This is a genomic window from Sphingomicrobium nitratireducens (assembly GCF_026157035.1).
Taxonomy (GTDB): domain Bacteria; phylum Pseudomonadota; class Alphaproteobacteria; order Sphingomonadales; family Sphingomonadaceae; genus Sphingomicrobium; species Sphingomicrobium nitratireducens.
The window spans coordinates 1,577,599-1,593,598 of the sequence record NZ_JANJZA010000001.1; the positions used below are offsets into that span (position 1 = coordinate 1,577,599).

Sequence of the window (16,000 nt, forward strand, 5' to 3'; positions counted from 1 at the left end):
GTCAGAGCACCGATGGTTTCAGGTCGAGAGAACGCAAGCGGAGCGCATTGGCGATCACTGACACGGAAGACAAACTCATCGCGGCTGCCGCGATCATGGGGCTGAGCAGGAGCCCTAACGCCGGATAGAGTACACCGGCTGCAATGGGCACGCCCGCCGCATTATAGACGAACGCGAAGAACAAGTTTTGGCGGATATTGCGCATCGTCGCTCGGCTGAGGCGATGAGCTTGGGCGAGCCCCGCTAGGTCCCCTTTGACAAGCGTCATGCCCGCGCTCTCGATCGCGACGTCGGTTCCGGTGCCCATGGCGACGCCGACATCCGCTGCGGCGAGGGCCGGAGCATCGTTGATCCCGTCGCCGGCCATTGCCACGCGTCGACCGTCGGCCTTCAGCTCGCCGACGATGCGCTGCTTGTCTTCAGGCGACACGTTGGCGCGGATATCGTCGATGCCAAGCTTCATGCCGACAGCTTGCGCCGTGCCTTCGCTGTCGCCGGTCAACATCACAACGCGGATGCCTGCCCTATGAAGCGCGGCGATAGCGGACGCACTTGTCGGCTTGATGGGGTCCGCAACGGCGATCAGCCCGGCGGGCTTGCCATCGACCGCGACAAACATGACGGTCTGACCTTCGGCGCGGCCTTTTTCGGCTTGTTTCTGAAGCACGGGATCGAAGCTCGCGGCTTCGCGCATCATCTTCTCGTTGCCTATGGCGACACGGCGACCTTCAACCACGGCTTCGACACCCTTGCCGGTGATCGAGGTGAAATCGTCCGCGGGGCCGACGTCGATGCCCTTTGCCTCGGCGCCGCGCACGATGGCTTCTGCCAGCGGATGCTCGCTCGCTTTCTCGGTGGCAGCCGTAAGGCGAAGCAAGGTGGTTTCCTCGATTTCGCCGGTGGCCTTGACGGCGACCAGTTCGGGCTTGCCGGCGGTGAGCGTCCCCGTCTTGTCGACCACCAGCGTGTCGATCTTCTCGAAGGTCTCAAGCGCTTCGGCATTCTTGATCAGGATGCCGTGCTGCGCACCCTTGCCGGTTCCGGTCATGATCGACATCGGCGTTGCCAGGCCCAGCGCACAGGGGCAGGCGATAATCAGCACAGCGACCGCATTGACCAGCCCGTAGGCGAGTGCGGGCTCCGGACCCCAGATCGCCCAGACCGCGAAACTGATCAGCGCAATCGCAACGACCGCTGGCACGAACCATCCTGCCACCTGGTCGGCGAGCCGTTGAATGGGTGCGCGGCTGCGCTGCGCTTCAGCGACCATCTGGACAATCTTGGCGAGCATCGTGTCGCGACCCACGCGATCCGCGCGCATCACGAAACTTCCGGTGCCATTGACGGTCCCACCTGTCACCGCGTCACCGGGGGCCTTGGCAACGGGGATGGGCTCACCTGTAAGCATGGATTCATCGACGGAGCTTTTTCCCTCGATCACTTCGCCGTCGACCGGGACCTTGTCGCCCGGGCGCACGCGAAGCCGGTCGCCGGCGCCGACGAGGTCGAGCGAGACGTCTTCCTCATTCCCGGCATCATCGATCCGACGCGCTGTGGGCGGTGCCAGTGCGAGCAAGGCGCGCAGCGCGCCCGAGGTCGCGCCTCGGGCGCGAAGCTCGAGCACCTGTCCGAGCAGGACGAGCGTGGTAATCACTGCCGCAGCCTCGAAATAGACGTGCACCCGTGCCCCGTGATCGCGGAAACCCGACGGGAAGATGTGCGGCGCGACAGTCGCTACCACGCTGAACCCAAAGGCAACGGCAACACCCAGTCCGATCAGCGTAAACATGTTGAGGTTCATGCCCTTGAGCGAGGCAATCGCCCGAACGAAGAACGGCCAAGCGCCCCACAGCACGACCGGGGTCGCGAGTGCGAACTGAATCCATTGGGCGGTCGCTGGGCCGAACAGGTCGGCAAACGGCCTTCCGGGAAGCATGTCGCCCATCGCATAGAGAAACAGCGGTAGCGACAACGCGGCGCTGACCCAAAAACGGCGCCGCATATCGATCAGTTCGGGGTCGGGACCGTCGTCGAGGCTGACCAATTCAGGTTCCAAAGCCATGCCGCAGATCGGGCAACTACCGGGGCCGACCTGCCGGATTTCGGGATGCATGGGGCAGGTGTAGACCGTACCCTCGGGCATCGCTTTCTCGACCCGATCAGGCTTCAAATAGGTCTCCGGATCGGCATTGAACTTTTCGAGACATCGCGCCGAACAGAAGTAATAGGGATGGCCATCATGCGACGAGACATACGATGTCCCGTCGACAGTCACGGTCATTCCGCAGACCGGATCGGTAGCGGTGCCACCTCCCGTTGCGTGGTCGTGATGCTCGCAATGGCTCATCGCCCATTCTCCCTCTTTCTCTTGCCCCGGTCAGAACCAGGCGCGCACGCCCGCAACAAGACGGGTGACGCTGGAATCTTCGCCTCCCGCGCGGGCGAGATCACCGGTGCGTCCGACCCGCCATTCGTGGGCAACGCCGATGTAGGGTGCGAACTCGCGCGAAAGTTCGTAGCGAAGACGCAAACCTGCCTCGACCACGCTCAGACCACTGCCGATCCCGAGTTCGGGCACATCCTGCGCCGATAATCGAACTTCGGCGCGCGGCTGGAGGATTAGACGCTGGGTGACCCGCTGATCTACTTCGGCTTCGAGTCTGGCGGTGATTTCTCCCTTCGTCGAGAGATACGCTGTCGCATCTACCTCGAACTCGTAGGGTGCCAAACCAAGGATACCAACTGCGAGATAGGTGCGCTCGGGTCCCGTCAGGTCCTGTCGGATGCCAACCTGCGCATCGAAGAAGGCCGCGATCGCATGGCTCCACCGCGCCTCGACGTCAGCGCTTTCGAGCGAACCACCGAACTCGCCTTCGCCCTCGCTTTTGACCCACAGCTTGTCGATGTCGCCGCCATACCAACCCTGCACATCCCAAAGGTGGGATTCATGACGACCGTCGGTGCGTAGCTCGACCCGGTCGGCCATGACCAGCAGGTGCGTGCCGCCATCGGTGTCTTCGATGAGCTCCTCACGCGCTTCGCGCATGGCTTTCTCACCCCAGATCGCAATAGCTGCGCGTGCCGGGCCGCTCCCTGCGGCGGCCGGTGGTCCGGCCAGGGGAATGTTGTCATCGTTGGGCATCGCATGCCCCATCGCCGCATGATCGACCTCCTGCGCATCGCCTTGCAACGCGGCGTGCATGTCATGGTTCATCTGCTGATGGCCGCCATGATCTCTTTCCGGCTTCTCGGTAGGAGGCTCGGCGCTCATCTCGTGGCCCATCGTCGCATGGTCCATCACATCATGGCTCATATCGCCATGGTCCATGGCCTGAGCAGCCGGCGGATCCTCGACCGGCATCTGCGTGCCGGGGCGATGGTCGTGGCTAGTCGGCGGAGTAGGCTGTTCCGCCACCGGAGCATGACCCGCATGAGCGTCATGGTCTTGATGTTCCTGGATCGCGAGCGCGCCGGCCATCACGATCGGAAACAGGATCATGCATCATCTCCCGACGGTGTGGAGACGGTCACGATCTGAAACATCCCCGCATGCATGTGGTAGAGTAGATGACAGTGGAACGCCCAGTCGCCGGGCTCGTCGGCAGTGAGGTCGAATTCGACACTCTTGCCCGGCTGGACCGCGACCGTGTGCTTGAGGGGCTGATGCCCCTCGGGCGCGCCATTGACCAGTTCGAAGAAGTGGCCGTGCAAGTGGATCGGGTGCACCATCATCGTGTCGTTGACCAGCTTCACGCGCACACGCTCGTTGTAGGCGAAGCGGATCGGCTGGTCGGCGACGGCGGAGAACTTCTTGCCGTCGAACGACCACATGTAGCGTTCCATGTTGCCGGTCAGGTGGATTTCCATCCGGCGCGAGGGACGCCGCGGGTCTTTGTTGCGCTTGGCAGCCTTTAGGTCGGCGTAAGTCAGCACGCGATGATCGACTTCGCGCAAGCCCAGACCGGGATCGTCGAAGCCACTTACCGGGTTCATCGCCACCATATCCATGCCGACGCCCGCATCCACGGTCGGGGGTAGCAGCGAGGTGTCGCGCATCTTCATGCCGCCACTCGTGTCCGTGTCGTTGCCGCCGCCCATATCATGACCGGCATGTGCGCCGCCGCCATGAGCCATCGTTCCGTGGCCCATGTCCGTCATGGTCAAAATGGGAGGCGAGCGAAGCGCAGGCACCGCGGCGCGCGCACCCGGTCGGCTCGCTAGCGTCGCAACGCCCATGCCCGAACGGTCCATCGCCTCGGCGACCAGTGTATAGGCATCAATCGCGCCGGGCTCGACGACCACGTCATAGGTCTCGGCAGGGCCGATCTGGAACTCGTCAACTTCCAACGGCGAGACCGGTTGCCCGTCAACATGCACCACCGACATCGGTAAGCCTGGTATCCGCACGTTGAAGAAGGTCATCGCCCCCGCATTGATGAAGCGTAGGCGGACTCGCTCGCCGGGTCGGAAGGCATATTCAAGACCGTCCTTCGGTCCATGACCATTCAACAAGTAAGTGTAGGTCGAGGCAGTGACATCGAGGATGTCGGTCGGCATCATCCGCATGCGCGCCCACTCGCGCCGTTCCTCGTCGGTGAGGGGATAATCGTCGGACCAGGTCCGCTTCTGGTAGTTGAAGTAGCCCTCGGCCTTCTTGAGTTTATCAAAAATGACATGCGGATGCATCGGACTGAATTCACTGAGCACGACGACATAATCGCGCGTCACTTCGATCGAGTCGCCACCCGCAGGATCGACCACGATCGGTCCGTAATGGCCCACCTGCTCCTGCAAGCCCGAATGACTGTGCCACCAGTAGGTGCCACTCTGCCGAACGGGAAATTCGGCGACGAAGGTCTTGCCGGGCTTGATGCCTGGGAAGCTGACACCGGGCACGCCGTCGAGCTGGAACGGCAAGAGCAGTCCATGCCAGTGGATCGAGGTGTCCTCGCCAAGCATGTTGTGGACGGCCAGGCGAACGTCGGTGCCCTCCTGCAGTCGCAACAGGGGGCCGGGGATAGATCCGTTGACCGCCACGGCATGACCTGCCTGGCCGCCGACGGAAAAGCTGGTGTGCTCGACATGCAGGTCGATGGCTGGCCCTCGAGCCTCATCGAAGCCTTTGCGCACATCCTGCGCCATGATTGAGCCGCCTCGTGCCCAGACGGGAAGCGCCAGTCCTGTGGCGCCGAAGCCACCCAGTGCGAGCAAAGAGCGTCTAGAAATGCGAGAATCGATCATCGCGCTTGTGTCTCCTCTGTGCCTCGCATATATACCCCCATAGGGTATTTGCAAGAGGGCCTTTTGACCATGAAAAGCGCGAAAGTCGTCAACCGCCTCAAACGCATTGAGGGACAGGTGCGCGGAATCCAGAAGATGGTGGAGGACGATCGATACTGCATCGACATCCTAACGCAGATCCAAGCGATCAAGGCAGCGATCGGAAAGGTCGAGAGCGAGGTCTTGCGCAATCACGCCCGCCATTGTGTGCGTGATGCAATCGCGAGCGGCGATGAGGACGATCAGGCGACGAAATTCGCTGAGCTGATCGAACTTTTCGAGAAAGTGAAACGCTAGCCCGCATTTAGGCAACTATGAAGATGGGCTTCTACGGAACTGAGAGTCCGCAATTGGGTCGTTAGCGGAAGGTCCGAAAATACGGAAAAAGCCCCACCGTTTCCAGTGAGGGCTTCCTAGTCCCTCCTAGTGGGGCGCGCGGGGCGGGTAAGGCGCGGGGCGACATATTCTAAGCGCCTTCGAGGAGCGCATGCACGTCGTGAATTTCACTTCCTGTGGTGATGCGGAAGATCACCTCGATCGGCTCTCCTGCCTTCTTCGCACCCTTGCGTGTTTCTTTAGGCACATCGTAAACGATCATCCCCCCGGACATTTCGCCAGGGTCGATTGTCGTGGTCCGCATGTTGTCCTTCAATTGCGCGATCCCGGCTGCGTTCTGAGCCGCGAGGCTATCGAACAGCTGCTGGTTTTGGAGGGAAGCCAATTGCTGAGCTGCCTGGGCTTGGCCAGCGTTATACCCCGAGTATGTCGTGAACGAGTTGAACGACGTGCCGCCTACGTTTCCGAAAGTGGTAGCGGTGCCGCTTGAATAGCCCGCGTTAGCCGCGTTCATGCTATTTCCAATCGCTCCCAGCGCGGCCCCCACCGCTGCCCACGTCTGGCGCTTCTTCTCTTCTTTGGCGAGTTGTTCATATGTGACTGCCGGGACAAACTCGGCTCCGTCCAATGAGATCGTAACGTTCTCCGGTCCGACATTGAACGGCTTGCTGCCTGCGTTCATTACGAGGATCTGGAAGCGACCGCGCTTCTTGGTTTTCTCCTCAATCGGCATCATTCGAACTACGGCAGTTTCGCCAAAGCTTTCGATCGCTGCGAGGCCATCAATCATCTTCACACGCTGCCCGCCCTGCGCTTGAAGGCTCAGTTCAAACTTTTGGGCGATGGCCGGACTTGCCAACGCGAGCGACAGTGCGGCGAGATATAATGCGCGATTCGCCATGGTAATTCCCGTCCCTAATCTACGATAAACTAGCGTATCGTTACGCCGGACTAACAGAAAGTAAACGGCAGGCTCGTATTGGCGTGTTAACGGCGTGCCTTCGCACGGCCCACAGCGTTCAACATTTTCGATCGCGTGCCTATGTTGCATCTATGTTGCATGGAGTTGCCGAGACGCTATCGGAAACGGCGGAAAACAAACGAAATCCATTGCAGCACAGCGCAACACTTTTGGCCCGCAAAAGCCGGCGCGCAAGCAAGCCGACTATCTGATATCGTTGCGGAAAGTTTGGTAGCGGAGGAGGGACTCGAACCCCCGACACGCGGATTATGATTCCGCTGCTCTAACCAGCTGAGCTACTCCGCCATTCCAGGCAGTGCGGGGTCAATCGACCCGCTGCGGGGCGTGCCTATAGGGCGCTCCATCGCCCCGGTCAATCGGGAAGGAACCGGTGGCGAGGCGCCACGTTCACGAGGGGACGAACCTCTTGTGAAAAGGGCGTGAGTGATGGAAACCGCAACCCCCATCGACATGCTGTGCCGGATCATCATCCGTGCCCGCGAATACGAAGCGCAGGTCCCCACCAACTATGACGGCGACGAATCGCCCGACAATGTCGACGGCGACGACGACGACGAAGCCTATTCGGTGCTCGACGACGACCTCAACACGTCGGTCGAGGAGGAATTGCAGGGCGCGCTCGACGACCTTGCCGAAGACCAGATCGCCGAAGTGCTGGCCCTGTGCTGGGTCGGGACGGGCGATTATGACGCCAGCGACTGGGACGAAGCGCTTCAGGCTGCGGGCGAGGAACGCCACATCGTCGACCAGCTGATGGAAATGCCGATGCTCGCTTCGGTGCTCGAATCGGGCATGGCCGCCTTCGAACTCGACTGCGACGGGGTCGGCGAACTCACCTGAGGCCGCGCCCGCGGAACGGCCAGCGCCCGAGCGGCTCCCACGGGCCGCCCATGTAGCGATGCAGCGCAAGCCCGGCGATGCCGAGCGGTCGGGGATGGAAGTCGGCCTCCAGCTCGGCCCGCAGCGCTTTCGCCACCGCGGGCTGCACCTTGTTCTGCACGGTGATGTGGGGACGCCAGCCCAGCGCATCCTGCGCCGTCAGCGCGCCGTGGAAATGCTCGGCCAGCAACTGCCTCACTTCCTCCAGGCCTTGCGATTCGACGCGGTAGGCGACCCCCCTTCCCAGCGACATCAGGCCAACGAGGCGCGCCTCGGGCGCGGCATTGTCGCTGGCGAGCCTCGCCAGCAGCCAGCGCACTTCGCTCTCGAGCGAAGGCGCGAGCGCGTGGAACATCGTCAGGTGCGCCTTGAGATGGTTGCGCTCGGGCGGGAAATGCTTGCGCCGCAGCGCGTCGAGCCAGGCAAGGTCGCGCGCCTCGATCATGGCGGTCACGATCAGCGCGCCGCTCATCGTCCCGGGGCTCCTGTCCGCACGGTCATCGCGGCGGGGTAACACGACCCGGTCGCGGCGCCCACCGGCGTGTCAGATCTGGACCTGGCTGCCCAGCTCGACGACACGGTTGGGCGGCAGCTTGAAGAAGGTCATCGCGCTTTCCGAATTGCGCAGCATCCAGGCGAAGAGTTTTTCGCGAGGCCCGGCCATCGCGTTGCTCTTGGACGGTAGCAGCGTCTGCCGGCCGAGGAAGAAGCTGGTGTCCATCATCTTGCAGACCGGTCCGCAGCCCTTGAGGTTGCCGAGCGCGCGCGGGATGTGGACATCCTCCATGAAGCCGTAGCGCAGGATGACGCGGTAGAAGCCGTCCGAGTAGGCGGTGACCTCGGCGCGGTCGTCGTTCGGCCAGTAGGGCTGGTCGGCGATCTTCACGGTGAGCAGGAAGGTGCGTTCGTGCAGCACCTTGTTGTGCTTGATGTTGTGCAGCAGCGAGGGCGGGACGCCGTCGGTCGCGGTCGTCAGGAACACTGCCGTACCGGGCACGCGCGCCGCGCTCTTCGTCGCCGACTTCAGGAACAGGTCGACCGGCAGCACATCCTTCTTCATCCGCTGGATGAGCAGCTTGCGGCCGCGACTCCAGGTGGTCAGCAACGTGAAGGCGATCGCGCCGATCAGCAGCGGGAACCAGCCCCCGTCGGGCACCTTGAGGAGGTTGGCGCCGAAGTAGAGCAGGTCGACCGCGAAGAAGAGCGCAAGGAGCGGCAGCACGTAGCGGCGTTTCCACTTCCACAGGAACAGGAGCACGACGGCAATCAGCACCGTGTCGATCAGCATCGCGCCGGTCACCGCGATCCCGTAGGCCGAGGCGAGGTTCGACGACGAGCGGAAGCTCAGGACGAGCACGATGACCGCCACCAGCAGCACCCAGTTGACGAGCGGGATATAGATCTGCCCGGCGGCTTCCTCGCTGGTATGTTCGATGCGCAGGCGCGGCACGAAGCCCAGCTGGATCGCCTGTTGCGTGACCGAGAAGGCGCCGGTGATGACCGCCTGGCTGGCGATAATCGTCGCGCAGGTCGCCAGGAGCACCAGCGGCAGGCGCAACATGTCGGGGGCAAGATAGAAGAACGGGTTCTGGACGAGCTGGGTGGCCTCGAACCGGTCGTAGCTGAGGATCAGCGCGCCCTGCCCGAGATAATTTAGAAGCAGCGCGGGCATCACGAAGAACAGCCAGCTCACGCGGATCGGGTTGCGCCCGAAATGGCCCATGTCGGCATAGAGCGCCTCGGCGCCCGTCACCGCCAGCACGACCGACCCCAGCGCGAAGAAGGCACGGGTCGGCTCGAGCAGGAAGAAGCGCACCGCATTGTACGGATTGAGCATCTCGTAGAGCACCGGCCAGTGGTCCGGTATGTGGCTGGCGCCCAGCACTGCGAGCGTGACAAAATAGACCAGCATGAAGGGGGCGAAGAAGCGCGCGATGCCCGTCGTCCCGAATTTCTGGATCGAGAAGAGGCCGACGAGGATGGCGACCGCGATCGGGATGACGAAGGACGACAGGCCGGCGTTGACCGTGGTCAGGCCCTCCACCGCCGACAGCACCGAGATCGCCGGGGTGATCATGCTGTCGCCGTAGAACAGGGCGGTCGCGAACACGCCGAGCAGGATGACGCCCTTCGACCATCGGAACGACCCGCCCTCGCGCGTGTAGAGCGCGAGCAGCGCGAGGCTGCCGCCTTCGCCATGATTGTCGGCGCGCATGATGAGCGTGACGTATTTGAGCGTCACGATGATCATCATCGACCAGAAGATGAGGCTGAGCACGCCGTAGACGTGGAGCGAGTCGGGCACCAGCGTGTGATGGCCCGCGAAAGTCTCGCGGAAGGCGTAGATCGGCGAGGTGCCGATATCGCCGAACACGATCCCGACCGCGCCGGCCGCCAGCTTGGCCAGCGATCCTTGATGTCCGCCCGCTTCGTGCGGGGTCTCTGCACTGCTCATCCGGGCGCGAAGGCTCCCTTGCGGCCGCGTGTCGGGCGGTCTGGAGCGCGCGCCCTAGCACCGCTCACGCCGCTTCGCAATCGACGGGACAATCGGGACACGGGGAGCTATAGGGCCGCCGAGTAAACAAGAATCGGAGAGGTTTTCCCATGCGCGTCGGCGTGCCCAAGGAAATCAAGAATCACGAATATCGCGTCGGCCTGACCCCGGCCTCGGTCGCGGAGCTGGTCGCCCACGGTCACGAAGTGTTCGTCGAGACCAAGGCGGGTTGCGGCATCGATTTCGACGACAAGCATTACGAGAAGGTCGGCGCCACGATCCTGCCCGATGCCAAGTCGGTGTTCGAAGCGGCCGACATGATCGTCAAGGTCAAGGAACCGCAGCCCTCCGAGATCGCGATGCTCGAGCCGCGCCACACGCTCTACACCTATCTCCACCTCGCGGCCGACAAGCCGCAGACCGAGGGGCTGATGGCCTCGGGCGCGACCTGCATCGCTTACGAGACAGTGACCAGCCCGGCGGGCACGCTCCCGCTGCTGAAGCCGATGAGCGAAGTCGCGGGCCGCATGTCGGTCCAGGTCGGCGCGCACTATCTCGAGAAGGAACAGGGCGGTCGCGGCGTGCTGCTGGGCGGCGTTCCGGGCGTCAACCCGGCCAAGGTCGCGATCCTGGGCGGCGGCGTCGCGGGCATCAATGCGGCGATGATGGCCACCGGCCAGCGCGCCGACGTCACCATCTACGACATCAACCCCGACCGTCTTGCCGAGCTCGACCTCCACTTCGGCAGCCAGATCAAGACCGCCTACGCCTCGAAGACCGCGATCGCCAACGCGATCCAGGACGCCGAGCTGGTGATCGGCGCGGTGCTCGTTCCGGGCGCCGCGGCGCCCAAGCTCGTCACCCGCGATCAGCTCAAGACCATGAAGCGCGGCAGCGTGCTGGTCGATATCGCGATCGACCAGGGCGGCTGCTTCGAGACCTCGAAGGCGACCACGCATGACGACCCGGTCTACGAAATCGACGGGGTGATCCACTATTGCGTCGCCAACATGCCGGGCGCGGTCGCGCGAACCAGCACCTTCGCGCTCAACAATGCGACGCTGCCGCACGCCATCGCGATCGCCAACAAGGGCGCCGCAAAGGCGATGGCGGACGATCCGCACCTCAAGAACGGGCTCAACGTCTCGGACGGCAAGATCCGGCATGCGGCGGTCGCGGAAGCATTCCCCGACCTCGCCTACGAAGAAGCCTGAGGGGTCAGGAGGCGGCGTCTGCGGGCGCCGCCTCGCCTCCCACGGCCCCGCCCATCGTCACGATCCCCTGCTCGACGAGCGGCCGCCATGAGGCGTCCGAGGGCGCGCTGTCGAGGATCGACTGCCAGTCGGCGATCGCCCCTTCGCGGTCGCCCGTGCGCGCCTTGGCGAGCGCGTAGAAGAAGACCGGCCCCGGCTGGCCCGGCGCCATCGTCACCGCGCGCTCGTAGGCGAGCTGGGCGGCAGGCGTCAGCGTGCGTCCGTGGTCGACCAGCGCATTGCCGAGCCCGGTCCATAACGCGAAGTCGCGCGGATGTTCGCGTACCGCGGACCGCAGCACGCCGACCGCATCGCCGGTCTTGCCGCGTCCGGCGTAGCCTTCGGCGATCGTCATCCAGCGGTCGGCGGTATTGAAGCGCCCGAAAAAAGCCTGCCGCGCGCCAGTCAACGGGAGCGCCGCCTGCTGCTCGGAAGTTGCGGCACGCGGATCGCCCGGAAGTCCCGGCCTGCCGGTAAGCGCGTAGCCGGCCGCGCCGAACGCCATCGCCGCCGCGGCGAGCGTCCACAGGCTGCCGCGCACGCCCGCAATCCGCAATCCGCCTAGCAGGGCGAGCGCGACAAGTCCGAGAAGCAGGAAGCCGGTCATTCGCCTTCCCCCCTCGTCATGCGAAATCGTCCGCGCACCATCCACAGCCCGACGGCGACAAGCGCGAGCGGGGCGATCCACAACGGCCAGCTGAGCGGGTTGGACGTGCGCGGGCGATAGGTCACCCATTCGCCATAGCGCTCGACCAGCCACTCGCGGACCTCGGCCTTGTCCTCGCCCGCCGCGATGCGCGTGCGCACGAGATGGCGCATGTCGCCCGCCATCTCGGCATTGCTGTCCGCGATCGACTGCCCCTCGCACACGAGGCAGCGCAATTCCTGCATCAGCGCGTGCGCCTCGGCCTCTGCGCGCGGATCCTCGAGCTGGCGATTGGCATATTCGGCATCGGGCATCTCGCTGTCGGCCCATGCGGGCGCGGCGAGGAGAAGCAGCGCGAGAAGGAAGCGCCTCATTGCACTGCCTCCCACTGGCGCCGGATCTCGGGCAGGTCGGCGGGGGTCAGCGGCCCCTGGTGGTGATAGGCGATGCGGCCCGAGCCATCGACGATGAAGCTTTCGGGAACGCCCGCCGCGCCGAGCGCGATCATTGCGGCGCTTTCGGGATCGGCGCCGATCGCGCCGAACGGGTCGCCATGCTCGGCGAGGAAATCGACGACATCGTCGGGGCGGTCGCGCACCGCGATCCCGTCGATCGCGAGCCCCTCGCGCGCCAGCGCGTCGAGCAGCGGCGCTTCGGCGATGCACGGCACGCACCAGCTGGCGAAGATGTTGACCATTCGCGGCGCGCCCTTGCCGAGATCGGCACTCGCCAGGCCGGGCTTGCCCGCGACTGCCGGTTCGAGCGCGAAGGTGGGAACCGTGCGCCCGACCAGCTGGCTCGTCACCTTGTCGGTCTCGGGCGCCATCAGCTTCCAGGCGACCAGCCCGACGAAGGCCAGCAGGAGCGCCAGGGGGACGAAGCGCTTCACCATCGCGCGGGCTCCCGGATCGCGCGGGCACGGCGTCCTTCGCGCCACGTCCGCCCGACCAAGGCGAGCAGGCCGCCCAGGGCGATCAGCAATCCGCCCCACCAGATCAGCGTCACGAATGGCTTCCACCACAGGCGCAGCTGCCAGCCCTCGCCCTCGCGACCGTCGCCGAGTACCGCGTAGAGCTGCCCGTCGGCATGGGTCGACAGCGCGGCCTCGCTAGTCACGGTCGGCGGCGAGGCGAACGCCCGCGACTGCGGCCGCAGCACTTCGACACCATCGCCGCGTGAAACGCGCAGCTCGGCCTCGATCGCCGACCAGTTGGGCCCCGCCACCGGCATCACGTCGTGCAGCTCGACCTGCCACGAGCCGACCGCGACGATCTCGCCCGGCTGCGCGCGCACCAGCGTTTCCTTGGTGAAGGCGGCCTCGCTCGCCATACCGGCAAGCGACACGGCGACGCCGAAGTGGGCGACCGCCATGCCCCAGGTCGCCATCGGCACGCGGCCGAGGCGCCGCCCGAACAGGGGCGACAGGCTGGCCACGGCAAGACCCGCCGCGACTGCCATCCCGAAGCAGGCGAACAAGTGCTCCCCGCGCGTGACGATGAGCATCGTCACCAGGCTCGCCGCCGCGATCACGCCGGAGAGAGCCACCGACCGGGGCACGCCGCGCCGATGTCGCCGCCAGCCGAGCAACGGGCCGACGTAGAGCAGCAACCCGAGCAGCAGCGCGAGCGGCCCGACGACCGTGTTGAAGTAGGGCGGGCCGACCGAGATGCGTTCGTCCAGCGCCTCGGCGGCAAGCGGGTAAAGCGTCCCGATGAAGACCAGCGCGAGGATCACCGAGAGGAGGAGGTTGTTGGCCACCAGCGCGCCCTCGCGGCTGACGAGGTCGAACCGTTCGCCCTCGCGCACGCCGCCGATCTTCCACCCGAACAGCGCCATCGCGCCGCCCACGTAGAGCGCAAGCAAGGCGAGGATGAAGCTGCCGCGCAGCGGGTCGACGGCGAACGCGTGGACCGAGGTGATGATGCCCGAGCGCACGAGAAACGTGCCGACCATCGACATCGAGAAGGCGACCAGCGCGAGCATCATCGTCCACGCCTTGAGCGCACTGCGCGCGGCAAGGACGCTGACGGAGTGGAGCAGCGCTGTCGCGGCGAGCCACGGCATCAGCGAGGCGTTCTCGACCGGGTCCCAGAACCAGTAACCGCCCCAGCCGAGCTCGTAATAGGCCCAGTAGCTGCCCGCCACGATGCCTGCAGTCAGCAAGACCCAGCTGGCGAGCACCCACGGCCGCATGGCGCGGGCCAATGCCGGGCCGACGCGGTCGGTCAGCATCCCCGCGATCGCGATCGAAAAGGCGACCGACAGGCCGACATAACCGAAATAGAGGGTCGGGGGATGGAAGGCGAGGCCCGGATCCTGGAGGACGGGATTGAGCCCCCTTCCCTCGACCGCAGGCGGATTGAGCCTTGCGAACGGGTTCGAGGCGAACAGGAGGAAGGCGAAGAAGCCGAGCCCGATGGCCGCCTGCGTGCCCAATGCGGCGCTCAGGACCGCGCTGTCGAGCCGCCGCGCGAACAGGCCGAGCCCCGCTCCCGAAAGGCTCATCACCATCACCCACAGGAGCATCGAGCCTTCGTGATTACCCCACGTGCCGGCGACCTTGTAGAGCCACGGCTTGGCGCTGGCGCTATGCGCGGCGACCAGTTCGACGCTGAGGTCGGTGCGCCAGAAAAGCAGGATCAGCGACAGGAAGGCGAACAGGGTGAGCGCCCCCTGCGCGACCGCCAGCGCGCGCATCGCCAGCGCCATCGCCCCGTCGTCATCACGCCCGCGCAGGACCGTGATCCCGAGTCCCAGCTGCAGCAGCGCGAGCGCGGCGGCGAGCCACAGCGCGGCATGGCCGATCTCGGCGATCACCGCTCGACGGTCTCCGCCGCGGTCTCGAGATGATCGAGTTCAGGCGGCATGTAGCGCTCGTCATGCTTGGCAAGGATTCGGTCGGCGATGAACACGCCGTCCGGGCCCAGACGTCCCTCGGCGACCACACCGCTGCCCTCGCGGAACAGGTCCGGGAGGATCCCGGCGTGGGTGACCGCGACGGCCTTGTCGCCGTCATGGACCGAAAAACGGACGCTTACGCCGTCGTCGAGCTGCTGGAGCGAACCTTCCTCGACCATGCCGCCGAGCCGGGCGGACTGGCCCGGCTCGAGCTTGCCCGCGACGATCTCCGACGGCGTGACGAAATAGGCGGCGCGATCCTGGAGGCCCCAAAGGGCGAGCAGCGCGGCAAGGCCGAGCGCGACGAGCGCCGCCGAGACGAGCACGAGCCGCTGGTTCTTCGGGCGCATCATCATCGCCGCGTGACCGCCTCTGCGTCCGCCTCGGCGCGCCGCATCGCCACCGCCGACAGGCCGAGCAGCAGCGCGGTCGCGCCCAGCGTCAGCCCGTAGGCCGCGATCACGAAGGCCCAGTGGTTCATGCCGCCTCCGTCGCCTGGCGCTTGAGCCGCATCTCGAGGCGCGTGCGCGCCAGGTCGGCGCGCATCCGCATCAGGACGATCGCGCAAAACAGCAGGGTGAAGCCGAGAACGGTCAGCAGGAGCGGCCACAACAAGGCGGGATCGATAGTCGATTCGCCCCGTACGAGGTCGATCGACTGGCCTTGGTGGAGCGTGTTCCACCACACGACCGAGTAATGGATGATCGGCAGGTTGATCGCGCCCGCGATGGCAAAGATCGCCGCCATCTTCCCCTCTCCCCCGGCCCCGCGCTCGCGCTCGGCCGACGCCAGCGCGACGTAGGCGAGGTAGAGGAAGAACAAGATCAGCATGCTGGTCAGGCGCCCGTCCCATTCCCACCAGGTGCCCCAGGTCGGACGCCCCCAGATCGAGCCGGTGGCGAGGCACAAGGCCGTATAGAGCGCGCCGACCGGTGCGATCGCGCGACCTGCGAGCGTCGCCAGGGGATGGCGCCACACGAGCTGGCTGATCCCCGCGATGGCGAGCCCCGACCAGCCCGCCATGCCGAGCCAGGCGGTGGGCACGTGGATGTAGAGGATGCGCGCGCTGTCGCCCTGCAGATAGTCGGGCGGGGTGACGAACAGCCCGCCGATCACGCCCGCGCCGAGCAGCAGCAGGCCGGGCCACAGCGTCCAACCGGTGAGCGGACGCGCGAGCTTCAGGAACCGGGCGGGATTGGCGAAGCGATGCATCGTGCCAGCGCTCCTAGCCG

At 65.3% G+C, this 16,000-nt stretch carries 16 protein-coding genes and 1 tRNA gene; 3 read left to right on the plus strand and 14 right to left on the minus strand.

The window, feature by feature from the left end:
* Window position 1: 1 nt before the first annotated feature.
* Genes NNY25_RS08135 through NNY25_RS08145 form a run of 3 tightly spaced genes read right to left on the minus strand, consistent with a single transcriptional unit; the run spans window position 2 to window position 5,241 of the window.
* Window positions 2-2,347, minus strand: a complete 2,346-nt coding sequence (locus NNY25_RS08135) for a heavy metal translocating P-type ATPase (protein ID WP_265570863.1) — start codon at window positions 2,345-2,347, stop codon at window positions 2-4.
* Between the two features lie 30 nt (window positions 2,348-2,377).
* A complete protein-coding gene (locus NNY25_RS08140; protein WP_265570864.1) occupies window positions 2,378-3,499 on the minus strand; it encodes a copper resistance protein B in 1,122 nt (373 codons plus the stop codon).
* Window positions 3,496-5,241, minus strand: coding sequence for a copper resistance system multicopper oxidase (locus tag NNY25_RS08145; RefSeq protein ID WP_265570865.1), 1,746 nt, complete (start codon window positions 5,239-5,241; stop codon window positions 3,496-3,498). The genes NNY25_RS08140 and NNY25_RS08145 overlap by 4 nt, the downstream gene beginning before the upstream one ends.
* A gap of 69 nt (window positions 5,242-5,310) precedes the next feature.
* Here NNY25_RS08145 and NNY25_RS08150 point away from each other — a divergent pair, with 69 nt between their 5' ends.
* Window positions 5,311-5,577, plus strand: coding sequence for a metal-sensitive transcriptional regulator (locus NNY25_RS08150; RefSeq protein WP_265570866.1), 267 nt, complete (start codon window positions 5,311-5,313; stop codon window positions 5,575-5,577).
* A gap of 169 nt (window positions 5,578-5,746) precedes the next feature.
* Here the strand turns inward: NNY25_RS08150 and NNY25_RS08155 are convergent, their stop codons facing one another.
* Complete coding sequence (locus NNY25_RS08155; RefSeq protein ID WP_265570867.1) at window positions 5,747-6,517, minus strand: hypothetical protein; 771 nt, start codon at window positions 6,515-6,517, stop codon at window positions 5,747-5,749.
* A gap of 289 nt (window positions 6,518-6,806) precedes the next feature.
* Window positions 6,807-6,883 (minus strand) — tRNA-Met (locus NNY25_RS08160).
* Window positions 6,884-7,024: 141 nt separating this feature from the next.
* On the opposite strand from NNY25_RS08160, the gene NNY25_RS08165 reads away from it, so the two are divergent.
* The gene (locus NNY25_RS08165; protein ID WP_265570868.1) at window positions 7,025-7,438 is read left to right on the plus strand and encodes a DUF3775 domain-containing protein; all 414 of its coding nucleotides are present in this window, start codon (window positions 7,025-7,027) and stop codon (window positions 7,436-7,438) included.
* Here NNY25_RS08165 and NNY25_RS08170 read toward each other — a convergent pair.
* On the minus strand, window positions 7,431-7,949 hold the full coding sequence (locus NNY25_RS08170; RefSeq protein ID WP_265570869.1) for a 2'-5' RNA ligase family protein: 519 nt from the start codon (window positions 7,947-7,949) through the stop codon (window positions 7,431-7,433). The genes NNY25_RS08165 and NNY25_RS08170 overlap by 8 nt on opposite strands.
* 72 nt (window positions 7,950-8,021) lie before the next feature.
* The gene (locus NNY25_RS08175; protein WP_265570870.1) at window positions 8,022-9,932 is read right to left on the minus strand and encodes a potassium transporter Kup; all 1,911 of its coding nucleotides are present in this window, start codon (window positions 9,930-9,932) and stop codon (window positions 8,022-8,024) included.
* Between the two features lie 149 nt (window positions 9,933-10,081).
* On the opposite strand from NNY25_RS08175, the gene ald reads away from it, so the two are divergent.
* Window positions 10,082-11,185: an alanine dehydrogenase gene (gene ald, locus NNY25_RS08180; protein ID WP_265570871.1), complete on the plus strand. Its 1,104-nt coding sequence runs from the start codon at window positions 10,082-10,084 to the stop codon at window positions 11,183-11,185.
* Between the two features lie 4 nt (window positions 11,186-11,189).
* On the opposite strand, the gene NNY25_RS08185 is transcribed toward ald, so the two are convergent.
* From NNY25_RS08185 to ccmC, 7 genes are read right to left on the minus strand one after another with little or no spacing between them, the layout of a single operon-like run.
* Window positions 11,190-11,831, minus strand: a complete 642-nt coding sequence (locus NNY25_RS08185) for a tetratricopeptide repeat protein (protein ID WP_265570872.1) — start codon at window positions 11,829-11,831, stop codon at window positions 11,190-11,192.
* The gene (locus NNY25_RS08190; protein ID WP_265570873.1) at window positions 11,828-12,244 is read right to left on the minus strand and encodes a cytochrome c-type biogenesis protein; all 417 of its coding nucleotides are present in this window, start codon (window positions 12,242-12,244) and stop codon (window positions 11,828-11,830) included. The genes NNY25_RS08185 and NNY25_RS08190 overlap by 4 nt, the downstream gene beginning before the upstream one ends.
* On the minus strand, window positions 12,241-12,762 hold the full coding sequence (locus NNY25_RS08195) for a DsbE family thiol:disulfide interchange protein (RefSeq protein WP_265570874.1): 522 nt from the start codon (window positions 12,760-12,762) through the stop codon (window positions 12,241-12,243). Before NNY25_RS08195 ends, NNY25_RS08190 begins: the two co-directional genes overlap by 4 nt.
* Window positions 12,756-14,687, minus strand: coding sequence for a heme lyase CcmF/NrfE family subunit (locus tag NNY25_RS08200; RefSeq protein ID WP_265570875.1), 1,932 nt, complete (start codon window positions 14,685-14,687; stop codon window positions 12,756-12,758). Before NNY25_RS08200 ends, NNY25_RS08195 begins: the two co-directional genes overlap by 7 nt.
* Window positions 14,684-15,124, minus strand: coding sequence for a cytochrome c maturation protein CcmE (ccmE, locus tag NNY25_RS08205; RefSeq protein WP_265570876.1), 441 nt, complete (start codon window positions 15,122-15,124; stop codon window positions 14,684-14,686). The genes NNY25_RS08200 and ccmE overlap by 4 nt, the downstream gene beginning before the upstream one ends.
* A complete protein-coding gene (ccmD, locus tag NNY25_RS08210) occupies window positions 15,121-15,249 on the minus strand; it encodes a heme exporter protein CcmD (RefSeq protein WP_265570877.1) in 129 nt (42 codons plus the stop codon). The genes ccmE and ccmD overlap by 4 nt, the downstream gene beginning before the upstream one ends.
* Complete coding sequence (ccmC, locus tag NNY25_RS08215; protein WP_265570878.1) at window positions 15,246-15,980, minus strand: heme ABC transporter permease CcmC; 735 nt, start codon at window positions 15,978-15,980, stop codon at window positions 15,246-15,248. The genes ccmD and ccmC overlap by 4 nt, the downstream gene beginning before the upstream one ends.
* Between the last annotated feature and the right edge of the window lie 20 nt (window positions 15,981-16,000).

Bases quoted from the DNA above. Each gene is read 5' to 3' on its own strand.
- NNY25_RS08165 (WP_265570868.1), top strand. From the start codon at position 7,025: ATGGAAACCGCAACCCCCATCGACATGCTGTGCCGGATCATCATCCGT.
- NNY25_RS08195 (WP_265570874.1), bottom strand. From the start codon at position 12,762: ATGGTGAAGCGCTTCGTCCCCCTGGCGCTCCTGCTGGCCTTCGTCGGG.
- NNY25_RS08135 (WP_265570863.1), bottom strand. From the start codon at position 2,347: ATGAGCCATTGCGAGCATCACGACCACGCAACGGGAGGTGGCACCGCT.
- ccmE (WP_265570876.1), bottom strand. From the start codon at position 15,124: ATGATGATGCGCCCGAAGAACCAGCGGCTCGTGCTCGTCTCGGCGGCG.
- NNY25_RS08175 (WP_265570870.1), bottom strand. From the start codon at position 9,932: ATGAGCAGTGCAGAGACCCCGCACGAAGCGGGCGGACATCAAGGATCG.
- NNY25_RS08140 (WP_265570864.1), bottom strand. From the start codon at position 3,499: ATGATCCTGTTTCCGATCGTGATGGCCGGCGCGCTCGCGATCCAGGAA.
- ccmC (WP_265570878.1), bottom strand. From the start codon at position 15,980: ATGCATCGCTTCGCCAATCCCGCCCGGTTCCTGAAGCTCGCGCGTCCG.
- ccmD (WP_265570877.1), bottom strand. From the start codon at position 15,249: ATGAACCACTGGGCCTTCGTGATCGCGGCCTACGGGCTGACGCTGGGC.
- NNY25_RS08170 (WP_265570869.1), bottom strand. From the start codon at position 7,949: ATGAGCGGCGCGCTGATCGTGACCGCCATGATCGAGGCGCGCGACCTT.
- NNY25_RS08190 (WP_265570873.1), bottom strand. From the start codon at position 12,244: ATGAGGCGCTTCCTTCTCGCGCTGCTTCTCCTCGCCGCGCCCGCATGG.
- NNY25_RS08185 (WP_265570872.1), bottom strand. From the start codon at position 11,831: ATGACCGGCTTCCTGCTTCTCGGACTTGTCGCGCTCGCCCTGCTAGGC.
- NNY25_RS08145 (WP_265570865.1), bottom strand. From the start codon at position 5,241: ATGATCGATTCTCGCATTTCTAGACGCTCTTTGCTCGCACTGGGTGGC.
- NNY25_RS08155 (WP_265570867.1), bottom strand. From the start codon at position 6,517: ATGGCGAATCGCGCATTATATCTCGCCGCACTGTCGCTCGCGTTGGCA.
- NNY25_RS08150 (WP_265570866.1), top strand. From the start codon at position 5,311: ATGAAAAGCGCGAAAGTCGTCAACCGCCTCAAACGCATTGAGGGACAG.
- ald (WP_265570871.1), top strand. From the start codon at position 10,082: ATGCGCGTCGGCGTGCCCAAGGAAATCAAGAATCACGAATATCGCGTC.